Genomic DNA, 19,694 nt, shown 5'->3' on the forward strand with positions numbered 1-19,694 from the left:
ATGCAGGCCATCACAGAGACCCTCGCCTCAAGGGCGACGGAGCTGACCAGCCGCCGGGAGCCGTTCGTCCGCGCCACCGTGGTTCGCGCGCAACGGCCCACGAGCGCGCATGCCGGCGATACCGCCCTGATCCTGCAGGACGGCCGGATCGAAGGCTTCGTGGGCGGCAACTGCGTGGAGGCCTCGGTGCGGGAGTACAGCCTCCGGGCACTGGCGCAGCAGGAGCCTGTCCTGCTCCGCGTTGTGCCCGGCGAGCCGTCCCACACTGACGAGGAGGGCGCAGTCGAGGTCGCCAATCCCTGCCTCAGCGGCGGGGCGATCGAAATCTTCCTGGAACCTCGGGTCCCGGCACCCCGGGTGCTGGTGGTGGGCACCACCCCGGTTGCGCGGGCCTTGGAGTTCCTCGGCGCGGTCATCGGGCTGCAGATGGAACTGACGGAGGGCGGGTCTGCCGATCCCGGCCCGGGTGACGCCGCCGTCATTGTCGCCTCCCACGGCAGGGAGGAAGAGCCCGCGCTCGAAGCCGCGCTGCGAGCCGGGGTTCCCTATGTGGCGCTGGTGGCCAGCGAAACGAGGGGCGCCGCCGTTCTGGCGTCCCTGGAGGTTGAGGACGCCCAGCGGTCCCGGGTGTTCAGTCCGGCCGGCCTGGACCTCGGCGCACGGACGGCCGGCGAAATCGCACTGTCCATTTTGGCGCAGCTCGTGGCTGAACGGGCCAAAGCCCGGCACAAGGCGGATGCCCCCGGGTCACCGGCGAGCGCCCTCGATCCGGTCTGCGGCATGACGGTCGCCGCGGTGGAGTCCACGCTGCACCTGGTGCGGGACGGTGTCACAACCTATTTCTGTTCCCCCGGATGCCTGGCAGCATTCCGCGACCACCCCGAACGCTATGCCCGTGGCCACTGACTCCATGGGCACCGGGGCGAACGCCAGCGAAACCCGCGTGGCCGGCCTCGTCCTCGCCGCTGGCGGCTCCCGTCGCCTGGGGCGCCCCAAGCAGCTCCTTCCATACGGGGACGGGGTGCTGCTCGACGCCGTCCTGGCCACCGCGAGAAGCTGCGGTTTTGCCCAGCTGGTGCTGGCTGTGGGCGGCACCCATGAAGAAGTGCTGAAGACCGTCAACACCGCAGGCTGCGATGTGGTGGTCAATGCGGACTACGGCGCGGGGTGCTCCTCCTCCATTGCCGCGGCCCTGCCGGCGCTGCATCCAGAGACGGATGTGGTGGTGCTGCTGCTTGGCGACCAGCCGGGCGTCCGACCGGAAAGTGTGCGGCGGCTGCTTGCCGGCCGCGGTGAGGCGGTGATCGCCGTCTGCCGGTACAGTGACGGCATCGGCCATCCGTTCGCCTTCGCCCGCGCGGCACTGCCGGCGTTGGCCGGCCTGCACGGCGACAAAGCTGTGTGGAAGCTCCTGGACGAGCGTGCGGCCGACGTGGCAGAGGTGCCCCTTCCCGGCCCGGTTCCGCTGGACATCAACACCGAGGCGGACTACGAGAGCGTCCTCGACGCGCTTCGGAGGGCCATATGAGCAGCACGGCGCACGACGGACGCGCCACGGCGCACGAAACGGGCGGCCCGGCACGCAGGGGCGCGGAGGCGGACGTTCAACGGCTGGTCCCGGACGTCCCCTCCCTCATGGCTGCGCTGGACAACGTCGACTACCTGGCCGATGTCGGCCTGGCAACGGCACTGTTCCTGGCGGTGCGCCTGCCCCAGCCGATCCTGCTCGAGGGCGAGGCCGGGGTCGGCAAGACGGAGGCGGCCAAGGCGCTGGCCCGGGTGCTGGACACTCCCCTGTTCCGGCTCCAGTGCTACGAGGGGATCGACGCCGGCGAGGCCCTCTACGAATGGAACCACCAGCGGCAACTGCTGGGCATCAGGCTGGCGGAGGTGAGGGACGCGGCGCTGAATGAGTCAGATCTTTTCGGCCCCCAGTACCTGCTGCGGCGCCCTCTGCTGCAGGCAATCGAGCATCAGGGCCCGCGCCCTGGTGTGCTGCTGCTGGATGAGATTGACCGGGCGGACGCCGAGTTCGAGGCCTTTACGTTCGAGCTGCTGGCAGAGTCGGCCGTCACCATTCCCGAACTGGGGACCATCCGCGCAACCCACCCGCCCATTGTGGTGCTGACGTCGAACCGGACCCGGGACCTTCACGATGCCCTGACGCGCCGCTGCCTGTATCACTGGATCGATTACCCCGGACCGCAGCGCATCGCCGAAATCGTCCGGCGCCGGGTGCCCGCCAGCGCCGGTCCCCTGGCGCTTGAGGCCGCGTCAGCCATCACCCGGCTGCGCTCGCTGGACATGGCCAAGCCTCCCGGCATCGCGGAAGCGATCGACTGGGTTTCCGCGCTCGCCGTGCTGGGGGTCAGCCACCTCGACACCGGGACCGTGGAGAAGACCTGGGGGTCCATCCTGAAGAACCGGGATGACCTGGAGCTTGTGGGTGCCCGTGGGGCGGCATGGCTGGTCGGCGGGAATCATGGGTGAGGATCATGGTGACATCAACGCCGGCGCCACCGGCGCACCGGCGTTTCCCGCCGTCGAGGCCGCATCACTGGCCGCGGCCCTCGTTACCGCCCTGCGCCGTGCCGGCCTTTCGAGCTCCCCGGACAGCGCCGCCCGGCTGGCGGAAGCGCTGCACCTTCTTCCGCCAGCCTCCCGGGAACGGTTGTACTGGACGTGCCGGGTGGTGCTGCTGTCCTCACGGGAACAGCTTCCGTTGTTCGACGCCGTCTTTTCCGCCATTTTCGGGGGGCTGCTGGATCCGGCCGACAGCCGCGGCGACACTGCCGGGCCTCCCGCCGTCGGTTCGGAGGCCCGGCTCCGTCCCTCCCGCGCAGCCGGCCTGACGGGGATACCGGACCGAAACCAGCAGGCCGGACAACCAGTCCCCGTCCCGGTCCAGGGCAGGGAGGACGACGGCGGGCCACCCGGACCGGAGCGGGAGGCGGTCCTGGCCATGGCATCGGCGGACGAGCACCTGCACGAGACCGCCTTTGCCGAGCTGACCGCCGACGAGGTGGTCCAGGTGCGCCGGCTGGTGCGCGAGATAGTCCTCGCCACGCCCAAACGGCTGAGCCGCCGCACCCGCAAGTCCACGCACAGAAGTCCCCGTCTGGATATCCGCCGGACCGTCCGGGCAGCCCAGCGGACAGGTTCCGACGCCACCCTTCTTCTCTACGCCCACCGGCGCCCGCGGTCCCGGCAGTTGGTCCTGCTCTGTGACGTGTCCGGCTCCATGGAACCGTACACCCGCGTGTTTCTGTCCTTGTTGCAGAGCGCGGTGGCTGGAGCCCACGCTGAGGCGTTCGTGTTTTCCACGCGGCTGACCCGGTTGACCCGGCAGTTGGCCACACGCGACCCTGACCAGGCATTGGCGCGCGCCGCCGCAAGCGCCCCCGACTGGGCGGGCGGCACCCGCCTCGCCGAGAGCCTGCGGATATTCCTGGATACCCACGGGCGGCGCGGGCTCGCGAGGGGCGCGGTCGTCGTCGTGTTTTCGGACGGCTGGGCGCAGGACGATCCAACGCTGGTGGCGGCCCAAATGGCGCGCCTGCGGCGGCTGGCATACCGGATTGTCTGGGTCAATCCCCGGAAGGTGGCAGTGAACTACCGGCCGCTGGTTGGCGGGATGGCGGCCGCGCTTCCTTACTGCGACGCCTTTGTCAGCGGCCACAGCTACTCGGCACTGGCGGAAGTGGCCGCGGCGGTCCGCGCGGACCGTATTGCCGGCGGGACATCACACGAGAGGCAGGGAACAGCTCATGCGCATTGACAGCACTTTCTCCGTAGTGGCACCGATTGATACGGTCTGGGACACGCTGATGGATTTCGAGCGGGTTGCCGGATGCGTTCCCGGGGCCCAGATCCTGAACAAGCTCTCCGAGGACGCCTACCAGGTGGGCATGAAGGTGAAGCTGGGTCCGGTGACCATGCAGTACCGGGGCCAACTCACCGTGCAGGAGCGCGACGCCGCTGCCCACCGGGCCGTCCTTCAGGGACGGGCGCAGGAAACGCGCGGGCAGGGTACGGCGGAGGCCACCGTGACGCTGAGCCTGGCTGAGGCTCAAGGTGCCACCCATGGAACCGTCAGTGCTGACGTGGCTTTGTCCGGCAAGGTAGCGGCCATGGGCAAAAGCGTGATCGGCGGCGTCACCGAACAGATGATGGGCTTGTTCGCCACCAACCTGCAAGCCCTCCTGGCCGAGCCGTCCACCGCAACGGCTGAGGCAGGCGGAGGCACGGTTGAGGTGCCGGGCCCGGAAGCCACTCCGGCCGGGGCCGCCCCGCCGCATGTGGCGGCCTCGGGCGAGCCGTTGCCCGTCCCCGCGCGTGCTGCAGCGCAGGCCCCGGCACCTGCTGCCACTGCAGGCCATGTGCCGGCATCGGCTCCCGACACCAGCCTGAACGCGCTCACCCTGGCCAAGGGCATGCTCACCGATCAGCTCAGCCACCCTGGGAAGCTCCTGGGACTACTGGCGGCCGTGGCCGCATGCGCCTACCGGCTGGGCCGGCGGGCCGGGCTGCGTTCGGCTGGCTTGCGTCGGGGCGGCCAGCCTGCCGGCCGGCCCTGAGCGCCCGGCCAAGCGTTGAGTCCCAGGAGGTGCAGACCTGATGCGTGACGTGCTCGCGGCCATGATGCCGGATTGGCTGCATGGACGCACCGCCGGACTGGCCACGGTGGTGCGCACCTTCAGGTCCGCCCCGAGGCCCCCGGGCGCCTCCATGCTGGTCACCGCCGGCGGAGAGGCGTTCGGCTCGGTATCGGGCGGCTGCGTGGAGGGCGCCGTCTATGAGCTTGCCACCCAGGTCAAGGACGATCTCCGGCCGGTGCTGGTCAGTTACGGAGTTAGCGACGACGACGCCTTCTCCGTGGGGCTGACCTGCGGGGGCACCATCGAAGTCTTTGTGGAGCCCGTTTCACAACAACGCTTCCCCGAGCTGGATGGTCTCCGTCAGGACATCGAAGCCTCCCGGCCGGTGGGCGTGGCCACCGTCATTGAACACCCTGACGATACTTGGCTGGGCCGCCACCTGGTGGTCAGGCCGGACGGCTTCACGGGCGACCTGGGCTCGGAACGGGCCAACCACGCGGTCGGGGACGATACGCAGGGGATGCTCGCGTCCGGGCGGAACTCAGTCCTCAACTATGGACCGGACGGCGAGCGGCTCGACAGCGGCATGTCCGTCTTCTTCGCCAGCTACGCCCCCCGGCCGCGGATGCTGGTGTTCGGCGCCATCGATTTCGCCGCGGCCCTGGCCCGGCTGGGCACATTCCTGGGATATCACGTCACCGTATGTGACGCCCGTCCGGTGTTCGCCACCCCGGCGAGGTTCCCTGACGCCGCGGAGGTGGTCCGGGCATGGCCGCATCACTACTTGTCCGAGCAGATGGCACGCGGGCTGGTGGATGACCGGACCGTGATTTGCGTCCTGACCCACGACGCAAAGTTCGACGTACCCGTGCTGGCAGCCGCGCTCCGCGGCGGTCCGGTGGCGTATATCGGCGCCATGGGTTCACGGCGGACACACAACGACCGGATGGAGCGGCTCAAGGCGGCGGGCCTGAGCGAGGAGCAGTTGTCGAAGCTGCATAGTCCCGTCGGGCTGGACCTGGGCGCCCGGACGCCGGAGGAGACGGCTGTCTCGATCGCCGCCGAGATCATTGCCCTGCAATGGGGCGGAACCGGCGAGCCGCTGGGCTTGCTGGGGGAACGAATCCATCATGATGAGCCGCATTGATGGCAAACAACGTCCTCGGCTGGTCCACGACGGGCGTGTTGCTCGGCTTCACTGCCCGGCGGCTGCACCGACTGGAGCCAGCAGCTCGCGGTACCGGGCGGCGTGCCGCTCCAATTCCGTCTGCTCCACCCGCGGTGCCGAGTGCAGGACCAGTGGCTCGGCCATGTCCAGCCCGCAAAGGTGCGCGGTGGCATCCAAGGGAAGCAGGAGCTCGGCCATTGTGAAGCGGTTGTGACCCGTCGGCGCGTAGGACGACTCGGGGCCGCCGGTGGAAAGCACCAGCTGAAGCCGCTTGCCGTGCAGCGCGTCCCCGCCTGCCCCGAAAGCGAATCCGTAGCTAAGAACCTGATCCATCCATTCCTTCATAACACCCGGTACGGAGTACCAATGCCACGGGAACTGCCAAACGATGGTGTCGTGGCCGCGCAGGAGTTCCTGCTCGCGGGCCACGTCGAAGCGGCGGTCCGGGTACAGGGCGGAGAGGTCCCGGACCGTGATGTTGTCCAGTCCGCTGACTGCTTCGGCAAGATGCGCGGTGATCCGCGAGCTCCCTAGATCAGGATGGGCGACGAGGACGAGCGTACGGTGTGACGTCATGGAAGGATTGTGCTTCTTTCTGAATCGGAACTAGGACCGAGCTGCGCCGCGCTGAGCTCCCGGAGGCGGACACTGCCGAACAGCCATAGACAGAACTGTCTATGGCTGCAGCGAAGTTATCAGACAGACCTGTCTGTGCACAAACGGCGTCGCCCCGGGCCGGCCGCCTCATGGGAGGGCGCGGCCCTCGGCCCGACGGCGGCCCGGCCCCGCCGGGCGTAAGCTCATCGCATGGCCAGATTCTTCGATGTGCACCCCGAAAACCCCCAGCAGCGCTCCATCCATCAGGTGGTGGAGCTTGTCCGGTCCGGCGGCCTGATCGCCTACCCCACCGATTCCTGCTACGCCCTGGGTGCGCAGCTGGGCAACAGGGAGGCATTGGACCGGATCCGTTCGATCCGCCACCTGGACAGCAAGCACCACTTCACTCTGGTCTGCAAGGACTTCGCGCAGCTCGGCCAGTTCGTGCAGATCGACAACGACGTCTTCCGCAGCATCAAGGCCGTGACTCCGGGCAGCTACACCTTTATCCTCCCCGCCACGAAGGAAGTCCCCAAGCGCCTGCTGCACCCCAAGAAAAAGACCGTGGGCGTGCGCATCCCCGATCATCCGGTGGTGCAGGCCATCCTGGCGGAACTGGGCGAGCCGCTCCTGTCCAGCACCCTGCTCCTGCCGGACGAGGACGAGCCGCTGACGCAGGGCTGGGAGATCAAGGAACGCCTGGATCACGTGGTGGACGCAGTCATCGACTCCGGCGACTGCGGTGCAGAGCCGACGACGGTCATCGACTTCTCCAGCGGCGTCGCCGAAGTGGTCCGGCGTGGCATGGGCGACCCCTCCCGCTTCGAATAGACCACCCCGGAGGCCGGAGCACGAGGCCGGAACGGAGGCAGGAGCACAACCGGGGTCAGTTGAGGCTCAGCTCTTTTTGCGCGCCCGGCTTGGCTGCACCCGCGGCGGCTCGCCCGGCATCTTCGGGTAGTCGGGCGGGAACGGGAGTTCCCCCAGGCCGGCCTCGACGTCGCGCTCCCACCAACCGAGAAGGTCATCTATCCTGCCCGGCTTTTCGTGCATGTCAGCCCAGGGATCTCCGGTGGTGCGCAGCCGCTCCGGAACGGTGGCGATGGTGAATGCCATCGGGTCTGTGGTGTCCAGTTCCTCCCAGTCGACGGGACAGGAAACAGTTGCGTTCGGCAGCGCACGCGGGCTGTAGGCCCCCGCTATGGTGCGGTCCCGGTTGGCCTGGTTGAAGTCGACAAATACCCGCTCGCCGCGCTCCTCCTTCCACCACGCCGTGGTGACCTTGTCGGGCATCCGCCGCTCCAGCTCGCGTGCGGCGGCGATCACGGCATGGCGCACGTCCAGGAACTCACGGACGGGTTCGATGGGGGCAAAAATGTGCAGTCCCCGGTTTCCGGACGTCTTGATGTACGGCGTCAGGGACGCCTCCTCTAGCACCTTCCGCAGCTCATGGGCCGCCGGGATGGCGTCCTGGAACGTTGTTCCCGGCTGCGGGTCCAGGTCGATCCGCAGCTGGTCCGGGTTATCCGGATTCCCGGCCCGGGAGGGCCAGGGGTGGAACACCACCGTGTTCATCTGCACCGCCCACACCGCCGCCGCTGCCTCATCGATGACCAGTTGCGGATGCGACCGGGCGCTCGGATAGACCACCATCACCGATCTGATGAAGTCCGGGGCCCCTTTCGGCGGATTCTTGGAAAAGAACTGTTCTCCGTCGATGTCGCCGGAAAACCGCTGGAGCGATATCGGCCTGTCCCCGTTGGCGGCCACGAAGGCGTCCCCCACATCGGCAATGTAGCGGGCCAGATCGAGTTTGGTGAGGCCAAGCCGGGGCCACATAACACGGCTGGGACTCGAGATCCGGATCTCCCGCTCGCCATGCGGCCCATTAACAATCAGCGTGGTGTGTTCGCTGGCCATAGGACGTTCCTACCCTTCACTCCGTGCACGTAAGTGCCCTTGGTCAGATCCACTTGTTGTGTTTGAACGTTGCATAGAGCACCATCCCCATCGCCAGCATGAGGGCCAGGGCCATCGGATAACCGAAGGGCCATTCGAGTTCGGGCATGATGCGGAAATTCATGCCGTAGATCGACGCGATCAGGGTCGGTGCGAACAGGATTGCCGCCCAGGATGAGATCCTCTTGACTTGCTCGTTCTGGGCAAAACTCGACTCGGTCAGTAGCCGCATTTCGTCGTTTTGGCGCTGCGCCACCAGTGCGGCGTTTACCGCAAGGGCATTCTGGAGCAGCGCACGGAAGGCTGCCACCCGCTCCCCGAGCCGCAGTGCGTGATCCAGGACGTCGCGGAAATGGTCCTGCAGTTCGGGGTCGGGCTCGCGTTCGGGCCCCGCAGCCATGAGCGCCTGAAGGATGCCCGCCAGGGGTGCCGTGGCCCGCTGGAACATGATCACCTGGCGCGAGAGCTCGTAGATCCGCCGCGACACGCCGGGGTCGGCGGCGAAGAGGTCATCTTCGATTTCGTCTATGTCGTTCTCCAGACCGGCCGCTACAGGTTCGTATTCATCCACCACCTGGTCGAGGATCGCGTACAGCACCGCGTCCGGACCGAGGGCCAGGAAATCCGGTTCGGCTTCCATCCGTCGCCGCACCCGGGCCAGGTCGGGCGATTCGGCGCGGCGGACGGTGACCACGAAGTCGGTGCCGGAGAAAACATGGATCTCGCCGAACTCGACCTTTTCGACGTCGTCCAGGTACCGGGCCGGACGCAGGACGAGGAACAGGGGTTTCGCCGTAGTGTTCCAGCTTGGCGCGCTGGTGACCGGCGAGCGCGTCCTCGACGGCCAGGTGGCTCAGGTCGAATTCCTCGGCCACCGAGCGCAGTTCTTCCGGGTCGGGACGGTAGAGCCCGATCCAGGCCATGCCTTGGCGCTGACGGAGGAGGAAGTACGTTTCGTCGAGGTCCTCCGGGTCCGCCGTGCGGTGGCCGTCCACATACACCGCGTTGTCGATGATCGTCATGACCCTGGCTCCTCTGAACAGGCATCCCTTGGCTGTGACGATATCCCCTCCCCGGCGCCGTGCCAACCGGGCCCTCGCGAAACGGCGCCCCGTACAAACGCCGCGCCTCAAGGCATACGCCGAAGCGGGCATCATTGATGCATGACCACCACCCCCGAGTCCCCCATCAGTATCAGCGTCGGCGATACCACGGTTTCCGGCGTCTACGCCCGGCCGGAGAATCCACTGGCCACGCTCGTCGTGGCGCATGGAGCAGGCGCGGGCATGGACCATCCCTTCCTCGCCGGATTCACGCGGGCCCTGAACGCGGAGGGCGTTGCCACCCTGCGTTTCAACTTCCCCTACCGTGAGGCGGGCAGGAAGTTCCCGGACCGGCCGCCCATGGCGGTTGCAGCCTGGCTGGCGGCCATGGACGCCGCCGCGGTCCGCTCCGGCGGCGAGCCGATCTGGGCGGCAGGGAAATCATTCGGCGGGCGCATGGCCTCGATGGCGGTGGCCGAAGGCATGGAGGCCGCGGGGCTGGTGTACCTTGGCTACCCCCTGCACCCGCCGGGAAAACCAGACAAGCTGCGCGACGGACACCTCTACGGACTGTCGCTGCCCATGCTGTTCCTGCAGGGGACGGGCGACACCTTCGCGACCCCCGAACTGCTCGAAACCGTGGTGTCCCGCATTGGCACCAACGCGACGCTTCAGTGGCGCGAAGGGGGCGGCCACTCGTTTGCCGTGGCCGGGGCCAAGCGCAGCGCGGAAGAGGTGGGGGCATCGCTCGCGGGGCCCGTCCTGGAGTTCCTGCGCTCCCATCCATCGCCTGCCGCGCAGCCCTGAACTCAAACGTGCCCGGTAGCCCCCGAATTTGAGGGGACGGGCTCGTGACGCAGGTAGCTGCGGCGGAAGCGGCCGGTGCCGGCCGTGAGAGCCCGAAGGTCGATGGCATAGCGCAGGAGCTCCTGCTCAGGTACCTCGGCGCTGATTTCCGTGCCGGCCCCGTCCGCCGAGGACGTTCCGGTGAGGCGCCCCCGTCGGGAGGAAAGGTCACTCATCACCGCACCCACGTAGTCATCCGAGACGGTGATGGTCACGGCCGAAACCGGTTCGAGCAGCTGAATACGGGCGGAAGAGGCCGCCTCGCGCAGGGCCAGAGCGCCGGCGGCCTGGAAAGCGGCGTCGGAAGAGTCCACGCTGTGCGCCTTCCCGCCCACGAGCGTCACGCGGATGTCCACCACCGGGAAGCCTGCAGCGACACCCTTCTGCATTTGCGCCCTCACGCCCTTCTCCACGGAGGAGATGAACTGCCCGGGAATCACCCCGCCCACCGTCTTGTCGATGAACTCGAAACCCGCTCCGCGTTCCAGCGGCTCCACCTCAATGTCGCAGATGGCGTACTGGCCGTGGCCGCCCGATTGTTTGACGTACCGTCCATGGCCGGCAGCCCGGGCGGCGAACGTCTCCCGAAGCGGGGTGATCACCTCCACGGTGTGCAGGTTCACGCCCTGATCGCGCAGCCGGTCCAGCACCACTTCGGCGTGCGCCTCGCCCATGCACCAGAGAATGAGTTGATGGGTTTCGGACATTCGCTCCACCCGGAGTGTGGGGTCACCTGCCGCCACTTTCGCCAGGCTCTTGGCCAGCGCGTCCTCGTCGCCGTGGGAGGCGGCTTCGATGGCCACGGGCATGAGCGGCTCGGGCATGTCCCATTGTTCGATCAGCAGTGGCCGGTCCTTCGCAGAGATGGTGTCGCCGGTCTCGGCGTTTCCCAGTTTGGTCAGCGCACAGATATCTCCGGCCACAGCACGAGGCACCGGTCGAAGGTTCGCCCCCAACGGGGAATACACCCGGGTGACGCGCTCATCGCTGTCGTGGTCCTGGTGGCCGCGCGCGGCCAATCCGTGGCCGGACACGTGCACCGCCGAGTCCTCGCCGAGGGTGCCCGAGAAGACCCGCACCAGGCACACCCGGCCCAAGAAGGGGTCTATGGTTGTGCGCACCACTTCGCCGGCAAGAGGCCCTGAGGGATCGCAGCTCAGCGGTGGGACGGGAACGCCATCAATACCCGTCACCGCAGGCAGGTCACGTTCAAGGGGGGACGGGAACGCGCTGGTCAACACTTCCAGGAGCTCGGCCGTCCCAAGCCCGGTCTCCGCGGAGGTTGCAAGCACCGGGAAGAAGGAACCACGGGCGACGGCGGTTTCCAGGTCGTTCACCAGCGTCTCGGAGGAGATCTCCTCCCCGCCGAGATAACGGTCCATCAGCGTCTCGTCCTCGCTCTCGGCGATGATCCCCTCGATGAGCGCGCCGCGTGACGGTTCAGCCTCTGCCAGCTCGTCCGCGCTCGCCTGCCGCGTGGCGGCCGGTGCGTCCGCCGAGGTGTAATCCGAAACGGTCCCGGACAACAGACCGGACAGGCCGGTGATCACCCCCTTGGTGCGAACGGGAAGGTAGAGCGGCAGCACCGACTCTCCAAAGGCAGTCCGGACTTTGGCCAAGGCGGCATCATAATCCGCCCGGGGATGGTCCAGCCGGCTGATCACCACTGCGCGGGGCATCCCAACACGATCGCATTCGCCCCACAACGCGGTGGTGGCCGCATCGATATCATCGGTGGCGGAAACGACGAATAGTGCTGCATCGGCCGCGCGCAGGCCGGCCCGCAGTTCGCCGATGAAATCCAGATAGCCGGGGGTGTCCAGGAGGTTCACTTTGACGTCGTCGAAGTCCAGTGGCATCACCGACAGGGCCACGGAGCGTTGCTGGTGGATTGCGGAGGGATCCGAGTCACTCACGGTGGTGCCGTCCACGATGGACCCCTTGCGGGAAATAACGCCTGCTGCGGCCAGGAGAGCCTCCGTCAGCATGGTCTTGCCGGCCCCTGAATGACCCACCAGCGCCACGTTGCGGATGGTCCCGGGCTGTCCGGCCGGAGCCGCGGCGCCCGCCTCGGCCCGCCGGAGCTCGGATCCGCCCCGTCCCGGGCCCCGTGCCGCGTCCCGTGTTCCTTTCACTGACATGGGAACCTCCTGGTGTCGTAACCACCGTGCGCTCGACCCCTTAACGGACTCGACTGTTAAAAGATTCGACACCCTTCGGCGACTTGACGGCAAGGGCACAACGGACCCTGGAAGTCCTGCGCATCGTCGTTCGTGACGTCCCACGACGTGGTTCTACGCTGCCGGCCCGCGCCGCGCCTAGCCTGCTTAACAAGACCCTGCTGGAGGAACCCTGCAGGCACGCACCAAAGGGAGGCACTCATGTCAACCAACGAGCACACATTCACCACGGAACGCGACCGGTTCGGGCGCCTCCTGGCGGACCGCGAAGTCTGGCGGCAGGCCACAACCCTCCCGGCCGCGGGCGAGCTGACCGCCCGGTGGCTGGAGGGCCGCAGCGAGTACCAGCCGGGGACCTTCGCTCCAGGCTTTGACGAGGAGACCATGGAGATCGGGGGCCAGCTCGCCGAGCTCAACCGGAACGGCCTCTTCACCAAGGAATCGCAGCCCGGGCAGCGGTCCCAGGGGAACGCCCAGCGCGCTTACGTGACGGGTTTCTGCAGCCCGGCGTCCGCGGTGGCGCTTCTTCAGGTGTCGTCCCGGACCGAACTCGTCACCGTGGCGCATGCTCCGGGCGAGCCCAGCCGGGCATCGATCCCGGTCACAGTCCACGAGGACGAAGTGGTGACTGTCCTCGGGACCAGCGAAAACCCCACGGACCCGGCCCAGCTCAACGACTGGGCGTCCGAGGCCAACGAGAGCCTGGCGCTCGTCCTGTCCGACTCCTGGTACGTGGAAATCTTCGATCCCGTGTGGGGAAGAAACTCCGCGTTGCTGCCCGCCGTCCTTGGCGGGCTGAGGGACGTGCCGGCTCCGGCCTAACGGCGGCTGGCGGCCGGCTCAGGGCATAGTGCCGGGGGCGTACGGCCCTAGGCATGCCGGCGCCGGCCCCGGCATGCTGGTGACATGTCAGAGCGAGCCGGATCCGGGCCGGCACAGCCCGCGGCCGGTCCATGGGGCGGTGCCGGCCCCGAGGGGCTTTCGCCGGAAGAAGCGGTCCGCCGGCTGGCAGCCGACGGGCCCAATGAACTCCCGACGGCGAAGCCCCGGAATATCCTGCAGCAGGCCTGGGCGGTGGTACGCCAGCCAATGTTGCTTCTGCTCCTCGTGGCCGGGGCGGTGAATTTTGTGTTGGCCGAACCGCTTGACGGCATCATGCTGATGTCATTCGTGGTGGTGGTGATCGGCATCTCCATCTATCAGGAACGCAAAACCGAGAACGCCCTCGCTGCGCTCCGTGACCTTTCCTCTCCCCGGGCACTGGTCCTCCGTGGCGGCGTGCCGGTGCGCATACCCGGCCGGGAGGTGGTGCGTGGCGACGTGGCCGTCCTCGCGGAGGGCGACCGTGTTCCGGCGGATGCTGTGTTGTTGCAAGCGCGGAACTTTTCCGCCGACGAGTCCGCCCTGACCGGTGAGTCCGTGCCGGTGCGCAAAGCCGCAGCCGCAGGCGCAGCCGCGGGTGCCGGTGCGGGTGCCGGTGCGGGTGCAGCGGCAGAACCGGCGGCTATGGGCCGGCCCGGCGGTGACGGGACGCCATGGATTTTCTCCGGCACACTGGTGGTCAAGGGACAGGGCCTGGCATTGGTGAAGGAGACGGGCGCCGGGACCGAGCTGGGCCGGATCGGGGCCGCCCTGCGCTCGATCAAAGAGGAAGCCACCCCGCTGCAGAAGGAAGTGGACCGGCTGGTCCGTTTCATTGCGGTGTACGGCCTGGCCGCGGCCGCTCTGGTGGTGATTGTCTATGGACTCACACGCGGCCACTGGCTAGAAGGGCTCCTTGCCGGAATTGCCACTGCCATGGCCATGCTGCCGGAAGAGTTTCCTGTGGTGCTCACCGTGTTCCTGGCCCTGGGCGCCTGGCGGATGTCACAGAAGCACGTCCTCACCCGCAGGTCGCCGGTCATCGAGGCACTGGGATCGGCCACCGTGATCTGTGTGGATAAGACCGGCACCCTGACGATGAACAGCATGACTGTGCGCCAGCTGATCGCAGGCACGCAGACGCACACCCTTGACGACCGGCCGCTACCGGAAGCCTTCCACGAGATTGCCGAATTCTGCGTCCTCGCTTCCCCCGTGGACCCTTTCGACCCGATGGACAAAGCCTTCAAGGCGGTCGGTGGAAAATACCTTTCGGACACCGAACACCTCCACGCTGACTGGGAGCTGATCAGGGAATACCCGCTCTCGGAGAAGCTCCTGGCCCTGTCCCACGTCTGGCGGGCACCGGACGGCAGCAGCTATGTGGTCGCTGCCAAAGGCGCGCCCGAGGCGATTGCCGACCTGTGCCACTTCAATCAAGCGCAGCTCGCCGCGCTCACGGCCCAGGTGGAGGCCGCCACCGCCACCGGCCAGCGCGTGCTCGCCGTTGCCCGGGCGTCCTTCGACGCCGGCGAAATCCTTCCGGCAGGGCAGCACGACTTCGACTTTGAGTACCTGGGACTCGTTGGGCTCCACGACCCGCTCAGGCCCGGGGTGGCCGACGCCGTGGCCGCGTGTTCCCGCGCGGGCGTGCGGACTGTCATGATTACCGGCGACTACCCCGGCACGGCCATGGCGATTGCCCGCGAAATCGGATTGGACCGCGGCGCCGGTGTCATTACGGGGCCGGAGCTCGAGGCCATGCCCGACGCCGAGCTCGGCCGGCGCATCCAAACGGTGAGCGTGTTCGCCCGGATGGTGCCGGAGCAGAAACTCCGTCTCATCCGTGCGCTCAAGGGGAACGGGGAGATTGTGGGGATGACGGGTGACGGCGTCAATGACGCCCCTGCGCTGAGGGCCGCGGACATAGGAATTGCCATGGGCGCCCGCGGCACCGACGTCGCCCGGGAGGCGGCCGCGCTGGTCCTCACGGACGATGACTTCGCGTCGATCGCTGCCGGCATCCGCCAGGGCCGCGGCATTTTTGACAACCTGCGCAAAGCGATGTCCTACGTCATCGCCGTGCACGTCCCCATCGTGGGAATGTCCCTTCTGCCGGTGTTCGTGCCCGGCTGGCCGCTGGTGCTGCTGCCCCTCCAGATCGCCTTCCTCGAACTCATCATCGATCCCGCCTGCTCCGTGGTCTTCGAGGCCGAGGAAATCGACCCGAAGATCATGGAGCAGCCCCCGCGCCGGGCCGGTGAGCCCATCTTCGGTCCGAAGGTTCTGGTCATCGCCGCATTTCAGGGCGCCTCCGTGCTTGCCGCCGTGGTGGCCGTGTATCTCTGGACCCTCAGCGCGGGTGATGCCGGCAACGTGGTCCGTTCCGTGTGCTTCGCCACGCTCGTCATGGGCAACCTTGGGCTGATCCTGGTCAACCGTTCCTGGCGCCTGACAGTCTGGAGCTCGTTCCGGCAGCGCAGGAATCCCGCACTGAAATGGATTCTGGGTGCAGCCGTGATCCTGCTGGCGGTGTTGATCAATGTTCCCTGGCTGCGCGGCGCGTTCGACCTCGGACCGATGACGCCGGCACAGTGGCTCGCGGCGGTCTCGGCAGCTTGCGTCGGCGTCGCCTGGTTCGAGGTGTACAAGGCGGCAGGAAAGCGTTCAGGTGCGCCGCCCGTCCGGAGCAAGTAGGACTTGAGTGGCCCCGCCGGACGCCTTTACGCAGTCCAGTAGTGATCACTCGCGACCATCCGGCGTGGCGCTCATAGGATCCGAAGTGGGCTGTGATTGGCCCGCCGCTCAATTCGGAACCCGGGGGGATTCTGGCAATGAAAGCAACAAAATTACTGACCGTCGCCAGCTTATTGTTTGCCTGGCAATGCGCCGGGATCCAGGGCGCGGCCGCCGATGCGGGCTCGCCGGACCCCGCATCTCTGGGCAACGACATCTCCTGGCCCCAATGCGGCAGCAACTTTCCCGAGCCCCTGGGATTCGCCGTGATCGGAGTGAATAACGGACGGCCCGAGACCACTAATCCCTGCCTGGCAGATCAGCTGGCCTGGGCGGCAGGCACCTCCAATGCGGCGTCCGGGGTTCCCGTGGCTATGTATGCGAACACAGCCAACCCCGGTCCCGGCGGGTCCTGGTGGCCCTCCTCCAGCTCTTACCGGGGCGCGGAGATCCAGAACCCCTACGGGGTGTGCGACGGCGGCGCCACCCCGGCCTGCGCTTACATCTACGGCTACGCCATGGCTTTCGACGACGCCAACGTCAGGGGCGTCACGGATGCCTCGCACCGTTTCTGGTGGCTCGACGCGGAATTCGGCAACAGCTGGTCCGCGGACCCAGCGGCAAACGCTGCGGATCTGGAAGGCATGACCGCGTATCTGCAAAGCATCGGCGCCGGGGTGGGCATCTACTCCACGACGTACCAGTTCGGCGAAATCGCGGGCCAGGTGCAGCCGGGCAGCAATCTCAACAAGCTCAAGAGCTGGATCCCGGGAGCGACGTCCACGGAATCCGCCATGGCCAACTGCTCGGCACAGCCGCTGACGCAGGGCGGCACCGTGGCCCTCACCCAGTATGTGGACGGAGCCTTCGACTACAATTACGCGTGCATCCCACTGCCGCAGCCGCCCAAGCCGCCTGCCCCGGCCCCTGCCCCCGCCCCTGCCCCGGCGCCCGCCCCGGCGTCGCCCGCCCCCGCGCAACCCGCCCCGGCGGCACGCGAATTCAACTAATCAGCCGGGTCATCAGCGGCGGCGGTCACCGGGCCGAAACCTTCAGGGAATAAATCCAAATTTCCTACGTTGAGTCAGGTGCACTCAACTTTCTGACGGAGGTTTCATGGCTACATTTTTCGGACCGGTTGGCTCCGGCAACGATTCGTTCGACGAGTTCCTCGCCCGTTACCTGCAGGGGCAGCGCGGGGCCCGTGCCGGGCGTCCGCTGGACATCACCCGCTTGCTGAGCCGCCGCACCCATGAGGTCCTCGCCCAGGCCGGCCAGTTCGCCGTCGAACACGGGCACGGCCACCTCGACGCGCTGCACGTCCTGCGTGTCATGGCCGTAACAGCGCCAGCCACCGATTACATCAAGCACGCCGGAGCAGAGCCCGCCGCCATTGCCAGGGCCGCCGAGGAACGGCTCCCTGAGAGGTCGGCCGCACGGATGCAAACAGCACCCGCGCTGACGCCGTCCGCTCAACGCGCCCTGCTGGATGCGTACCAGGTTGCCCGTGCCTTTGGCTCGACCTACATCGATCCAGAACACCTGTTCTTCGCCCTGGTTCTCAATCAGGAGTCCCCCGCCGGGCAGGTGTTGGCGGCGGCCGGGGTGACACCGGAGTCCCTGCAGCCCGATCCGCGCGATGCCGCAACCGGCGCCCCCGGCTCCGGAGCCCGGCAGGAGGCCGCCACCGGAACTGAAACCCCGATGTTGGACACCTATGGCACCGACCTGTCCGCCATGGCCCGGGACGGCGGCCTGGACCCGGTAATCGGCCGCGCCGCTGAGATCGAACAGACCATCGAGATCCTGGCGCGCCGCACCAAGAACAATCCTGTGCTCATCGGCGAGGCCGGGGTGGGCAAGACTGCGATTGTGGAGGGTCTGGCGCAGGCGATCGTCGACGGCAGCGTCCCCGACCAGCTGCGAAACAAGCGTGTCATCGTGCTGGATCTGCCGGCCATGCTCGCCGGCACGCGTTACCGCGGCGACTTTGAAGAGCGTCTTACCAAGGCCATGGATGAGGTCAGCTCGAATGCCGGGGAGATCATCTTGTTCGTTGACGAGCTGCACACAGTGGTTGGTGCCGGCGGTGCCGGCGAGGGCGGCATGGATGCCAGCAATATCCTGAAGCCGCGGCTCGCCCGTGGCGAACTGCATGTGGTCGGCGCCACCACCTTGAACGAATACCGCAAGGTGGAGAAGGATCCTGCCTTGGAGCGACGCTTCCAACCGGTGCACGTGGGTGAGCCGAGCAGCGAAGAGGCCGTGCAGATCCTTGCCGGCCTGCGCGCCCGGTACGAGGAACACCACGGTGTCCGCTATACCGATGAGGCGCTGCGCGCCGCCGTCGAACTGTCCGCACGGTACATCACGGACCGTTTCCTGCCTGACAAGGCGATCGACCTGATCGACCAGGCCGGCGCCCGGCTGAGCCTCCAGCTCGGCTCGCGTTCCGACGTGGCCGCGCTCCGCGACCAGCTCACCGCGCTTGAGCAGTCAAAGAACGACGCCGTGGCCGCCGAACGCTATGAAGAGGCCTCGCGGCTGCGCGACGAGGTCGAATCGATGAAGGGCAAGCTTGAGGCGGCACTTTCGGGCAGCCCGGATGGCGCCGCCACGGCCGTCGTCGGCGAAGCCGAGATCGCCGGGATCATTTCCCGCTCCACCGGGATCCCGGCCAGCCGCCTGACCGAGGACGATCGGGAGCGCCTGGGCAAGCTGGAGGAAGAACTGCACCAGCGAATCATCGGCCAGGACGATGCGGTGACCCTGATTGCCAAGGCCGTCCGGCGCAACCGCACCGGAATGGGAGACGAGGGACGGCCCGTGGGCAGCTTCCTTTTCCTCGGCCCCACCGGCGTGGGCAAGACCGAACTCGCCAAGGCTCTCGCCGACTCATTGTTCGGTAACGAGAACGCGATGGTGCGCTTCGACATGAGCGAGTTCGGCGAACGGCACACCGTCAGCCGCCTCGTCGGAGCACCTCCGGGATACGTCGGCTACGGCGAAGCCGGGCAACTGACCGAGCGTGTGCGGCGCAACCCGTACTCCGTTGTGTTGTTCGACGAAGTCGAGAAGGCCCATCCCGATGTGTTCAACGTCCTGCTCCAGGTGCTCGACGACGGCCGCCTCACCGACGGCCAAGGGCGCACGGTGGACTTCCGCAACACGGTGGTCATCATGACCTCCAACCTCGGTTCGGAATTCCTGGCGAGCCGCGGCGGTTCGGTGGGTTTTGTGGCCCAAGGCGACGCCGGCGACTCGTTCGGCCAGCACAAGGCCCTGCGCGACCGGGTCCTGGGCAGGCTGCGTGAGTCCATGCGCCCCGAGTTCCTGAACCGCATCGACGAGATTGTGCTGTTCCGCAAGCTCGACCAGGCCCAGTTGCGGCGGATCGTCCGGCTGATGCTCAGCAGGACCGAGGGCCGCCTGCGGTCGCAGGGCTTGGGGCTCTCAGTGAGCGAAGGGGCCATCGATTGGATCGCCGAACGCGGCTATGACCCCGAATACGGCGCCCGGCCAATGCGCCGCGTGATCCAGCGCGAGCTGGAGGACCGGATCGCGGATCTGTTCGTGGCCTCGGACCTTCAGCCCGGCGGCCACGTAAGCGTCGCAGTCGACGGGGAGACGCTCGTGGTCGAAGCCGGCCAGGCCTCGATGCCGCTGGCAGCGTAAGCGCCCCCGTGCGGATCCTCCATACTTGGCT

Annotated in this window: 15 protein-coding genes and 1 pseudogene; 12 read left to right on the forward strand and 4 right to left on the reverse strand. The window is 67.5% G+C overall.

What is annotated here, in order from left to right; translation table 11 throughout:
• From ACP4XC_RS11965 to ACP4XC_RS11990, 6 genes are read left to right on the forward strand one after another with little or no spacing between them, the layout of a single operon-like run.
• Complete coding sequence (locus tag ACP4XC_RS11965) at positions 1-906, forward strand: XdhC family protein (RefSeq protein ID WP_427169843.1); 906 nt, start codon at positions 1-3, stop codon at positions 904-906.
• Positions 896-1,528, forward strand: a complete 633-nt coding sequence (locus ACP4XC_RS11970) for a nucleotidyltransferase family protein (RefSeq protein WP_427169845.1) — start codon at positions 896-898, stop codon at positions 1,526-1,528. Before ACP4XC_RS11965 ends, ACP4XC_RS11970 begins: the two co-directional genes overlap by 11 nt.
• Positions 1,525-2,490, forward strand: coding sequence for an AAA family ATPase (locus ACP4XC_RS11975; protein WP_427169847.1), 966 nt, complete (start codon positions 1,525-1,527; stop codon positions 2,488-2,490). The genes ACP4XC_RS11970 and ACP4XC_RS11975 overlap by 4 nt, the downstream gene beginning before the upstream one ends.
• Positions 2,483-3,778, forward strand: a complete 1,296-nt coding sequence (locus ACP4XC_RS11980) for a vWA domain-containing protein (protein WP_427169849.1) — start codon at positions 2,483-2,485, stop codon at positions 3,776-3,778. The genes ACP4XC_RS11975 and ACP4XC_RS11980 overlap by 8 nt, the downstream gene beginning before the upstream one ends.
• On the forward strand, positions 3,768-4,577 hold the full coding sequence (locus tag ACP4XC_RS11985) for an SRPBCC family protein (protein ID WP_427169851.1): 810 nt from the start codon (positions 3,768-3,770) through the stop codon (positions 4,575-4,577). Before ACP4XC_RS11980 ends, ACP4XC_RS11985 begins: the two co-directional genes overlap by 11 nt.
• A gap of 40 nt (positions 4,578-4,617) precedes the next feature.
• Positions 4,618-5,745 (forward strand): XdhC family protein, encoded by a 1,128-nt coding sequence (locus ACP4XC_RS11990; protein ID WP_427169853.1) that lies wholly within the window; start codon positions 4,618-4,620, stop codon positions 5,743-5,745.
• Between the two features lie 48 nt (positions 5,746-5,793).
• Here the strand turns inward: ACP4XC_RS11990 and ACP4XC_RS11995 are convergent, their stop codons facing one another.
• Positions 5,794-6,342 (reverse strand): NAD(P)H-dependent oxidoreductase, encoded by a 549-nt coding sequence (locus tag ACP4XC_RS11995; protein WP_427169855.1) that lies wholly within the window; start codon positions 6,340-6,342, stop codon positions 5,794-5,796.
• Between the two features lie 231 nt (positions 6,343-6,573).
• Here ACP4XC_RS11995 and ACP4XC_RS12000 point away from each other — a divergent pair, with 231 nt between their 5' ends.
• The gene (locus tag ACP4XC_RS12000) at positions 6,574-7,194 is read left to right on the forward strand and encodes an L-threonylcarbamoyladenylate synthase (RefSeq protein ID WP_427169857.1); all 621 of its coding nucleotides are present in this window, start codon (positions 6,574-6,576) and stop codon (positions 7,192-7,194) included.
• 66 nt (positions 7,195-7,260) lie between these two features.
• Here ACP4XC_RS12000 and ligD read toward each other — a convergent pair whose 3' ends face one another.
• Both ligD and ACP4XC_RS12010 read right to left on the reverse strand, forming a co-directional pair.
• The gene (ligD, locus tag ACP4XC_RS12005) at positions 7,261-8,283 is read right to left on the reverse strand and encodes a non-homologous end-joining DNA ligase (RefSeq protein WP_427169860.1); all 1,023 of its coding nucleotides are present in this window, start codon (positions 8,281-8,283) and stop codon (positions 7,261-7,263) included.
• A gap of 43 nt (positions 8,284-8,326) precedes the next feature.
• Positions 8,327-9,344, reverse strand: a pseudogene (locus ACP4XC_RS12010) (magnesium and cobalt transport protein CorA).
• A gap of 141 nt (positions 9,345-9,485) precedes the next feature.
• On the opposite strand from ACP4XC_RS12010, the gene ACP4XC_RS12015 reads away from it, so the two are divergent.
• Complete coding sequence (locus ACP4XC_RS12015) at positions 9,486-10,172, forward strand: alpha/beta family hydrolase (RefSeq protein ID WP_427169862.1); 687 nt, start codon at positions 9,486-9,488, stop codon at positions 10,170-10,172.
• Positions 10,173-10,174: 2 nt separating this feature from the next.
• On the opposite strand, the gene ACP4XC_RS12020 is transcribed toward ACP4XC_RS12015, so the two are convergent.
• Positions 10,175-12,352, reverse strand: coding sequence for an elongation factor G-like protein EF-G2 (locus ACP4XC_RS12020; protein ID WP_427169864.1), 2,178 nt, complete (start codon positions 12,350-12,352; stop codon positions 10,175-10,177).
• Between the two features lie 240 nt (positions 12,353-12,592).
• On the opposite strand from ACP4XC_RS12020, the gene ACP4XC_RS12025 reads away from it, so the two are divergent.
• From ACP4XC_RS12025 to ACP4XC_RS12040, 4 genes are all read left to right on the forward strand, one after another.
• Positions 12,593-13,213: a DUF6919 domain-containing protein gene (locus ACP4XC_RS12025; RefSeq protein WP_427169866.1), complete on the forward strand. Its 621-nt coding sequence runs from the start codon at positions 12,593-12,595 to the stop codon at positions 13,211-13,213.
• Positions 13,214-13,297: 84 nt separating this feature from the next.
• A complete protein-coding gene (locus ACP4XC_RS12030; protein WP_427169868.1) occupies positions 13,298-15,949 on the forward strand; it encodes a cation-translocating P-type ATPase in 2,652 nt (883 codons plus the stop codon).
• A gap of 137 nt (positions 15,950-16,086) precedes the next feature.
• The gene (locus tag ACP4XC_RS12035) at positions 16,087-16,998 is read left to right on the forward strand and encodes a hypothetical protein (protein WP_427169871.1); all 912 of its coding nucleotides are present in this window, start codon (positions 16,087-16,089) and stop codon (positions 16,996-16,998) included.
• Positions 16,999-17,104: 106 nt separating this feature from the next.
• Positions 17,105-19,663, forward strand: a complete 2,559-nt coding sequence (locus ACP4XC_RS12040) for an ATP-dependent Clp protease ATP-binding subunit (RefSeq protein ID WP_427169873.1) — start codon at positions 17,105-17,107, stop codon at positions 19,661-19,663.
• Positions 19,664-19,694: the final 31 nt, after the last annotated feature.

It is taken from the genome of Arthrobacter sp. 92, from assembly GCF_050260325.1.
Classification (GTDB): Bacteria; Actinomycetota; Actinomycetes; order Actinomycetales; family Micrococcaceae; genus Arthrobacter.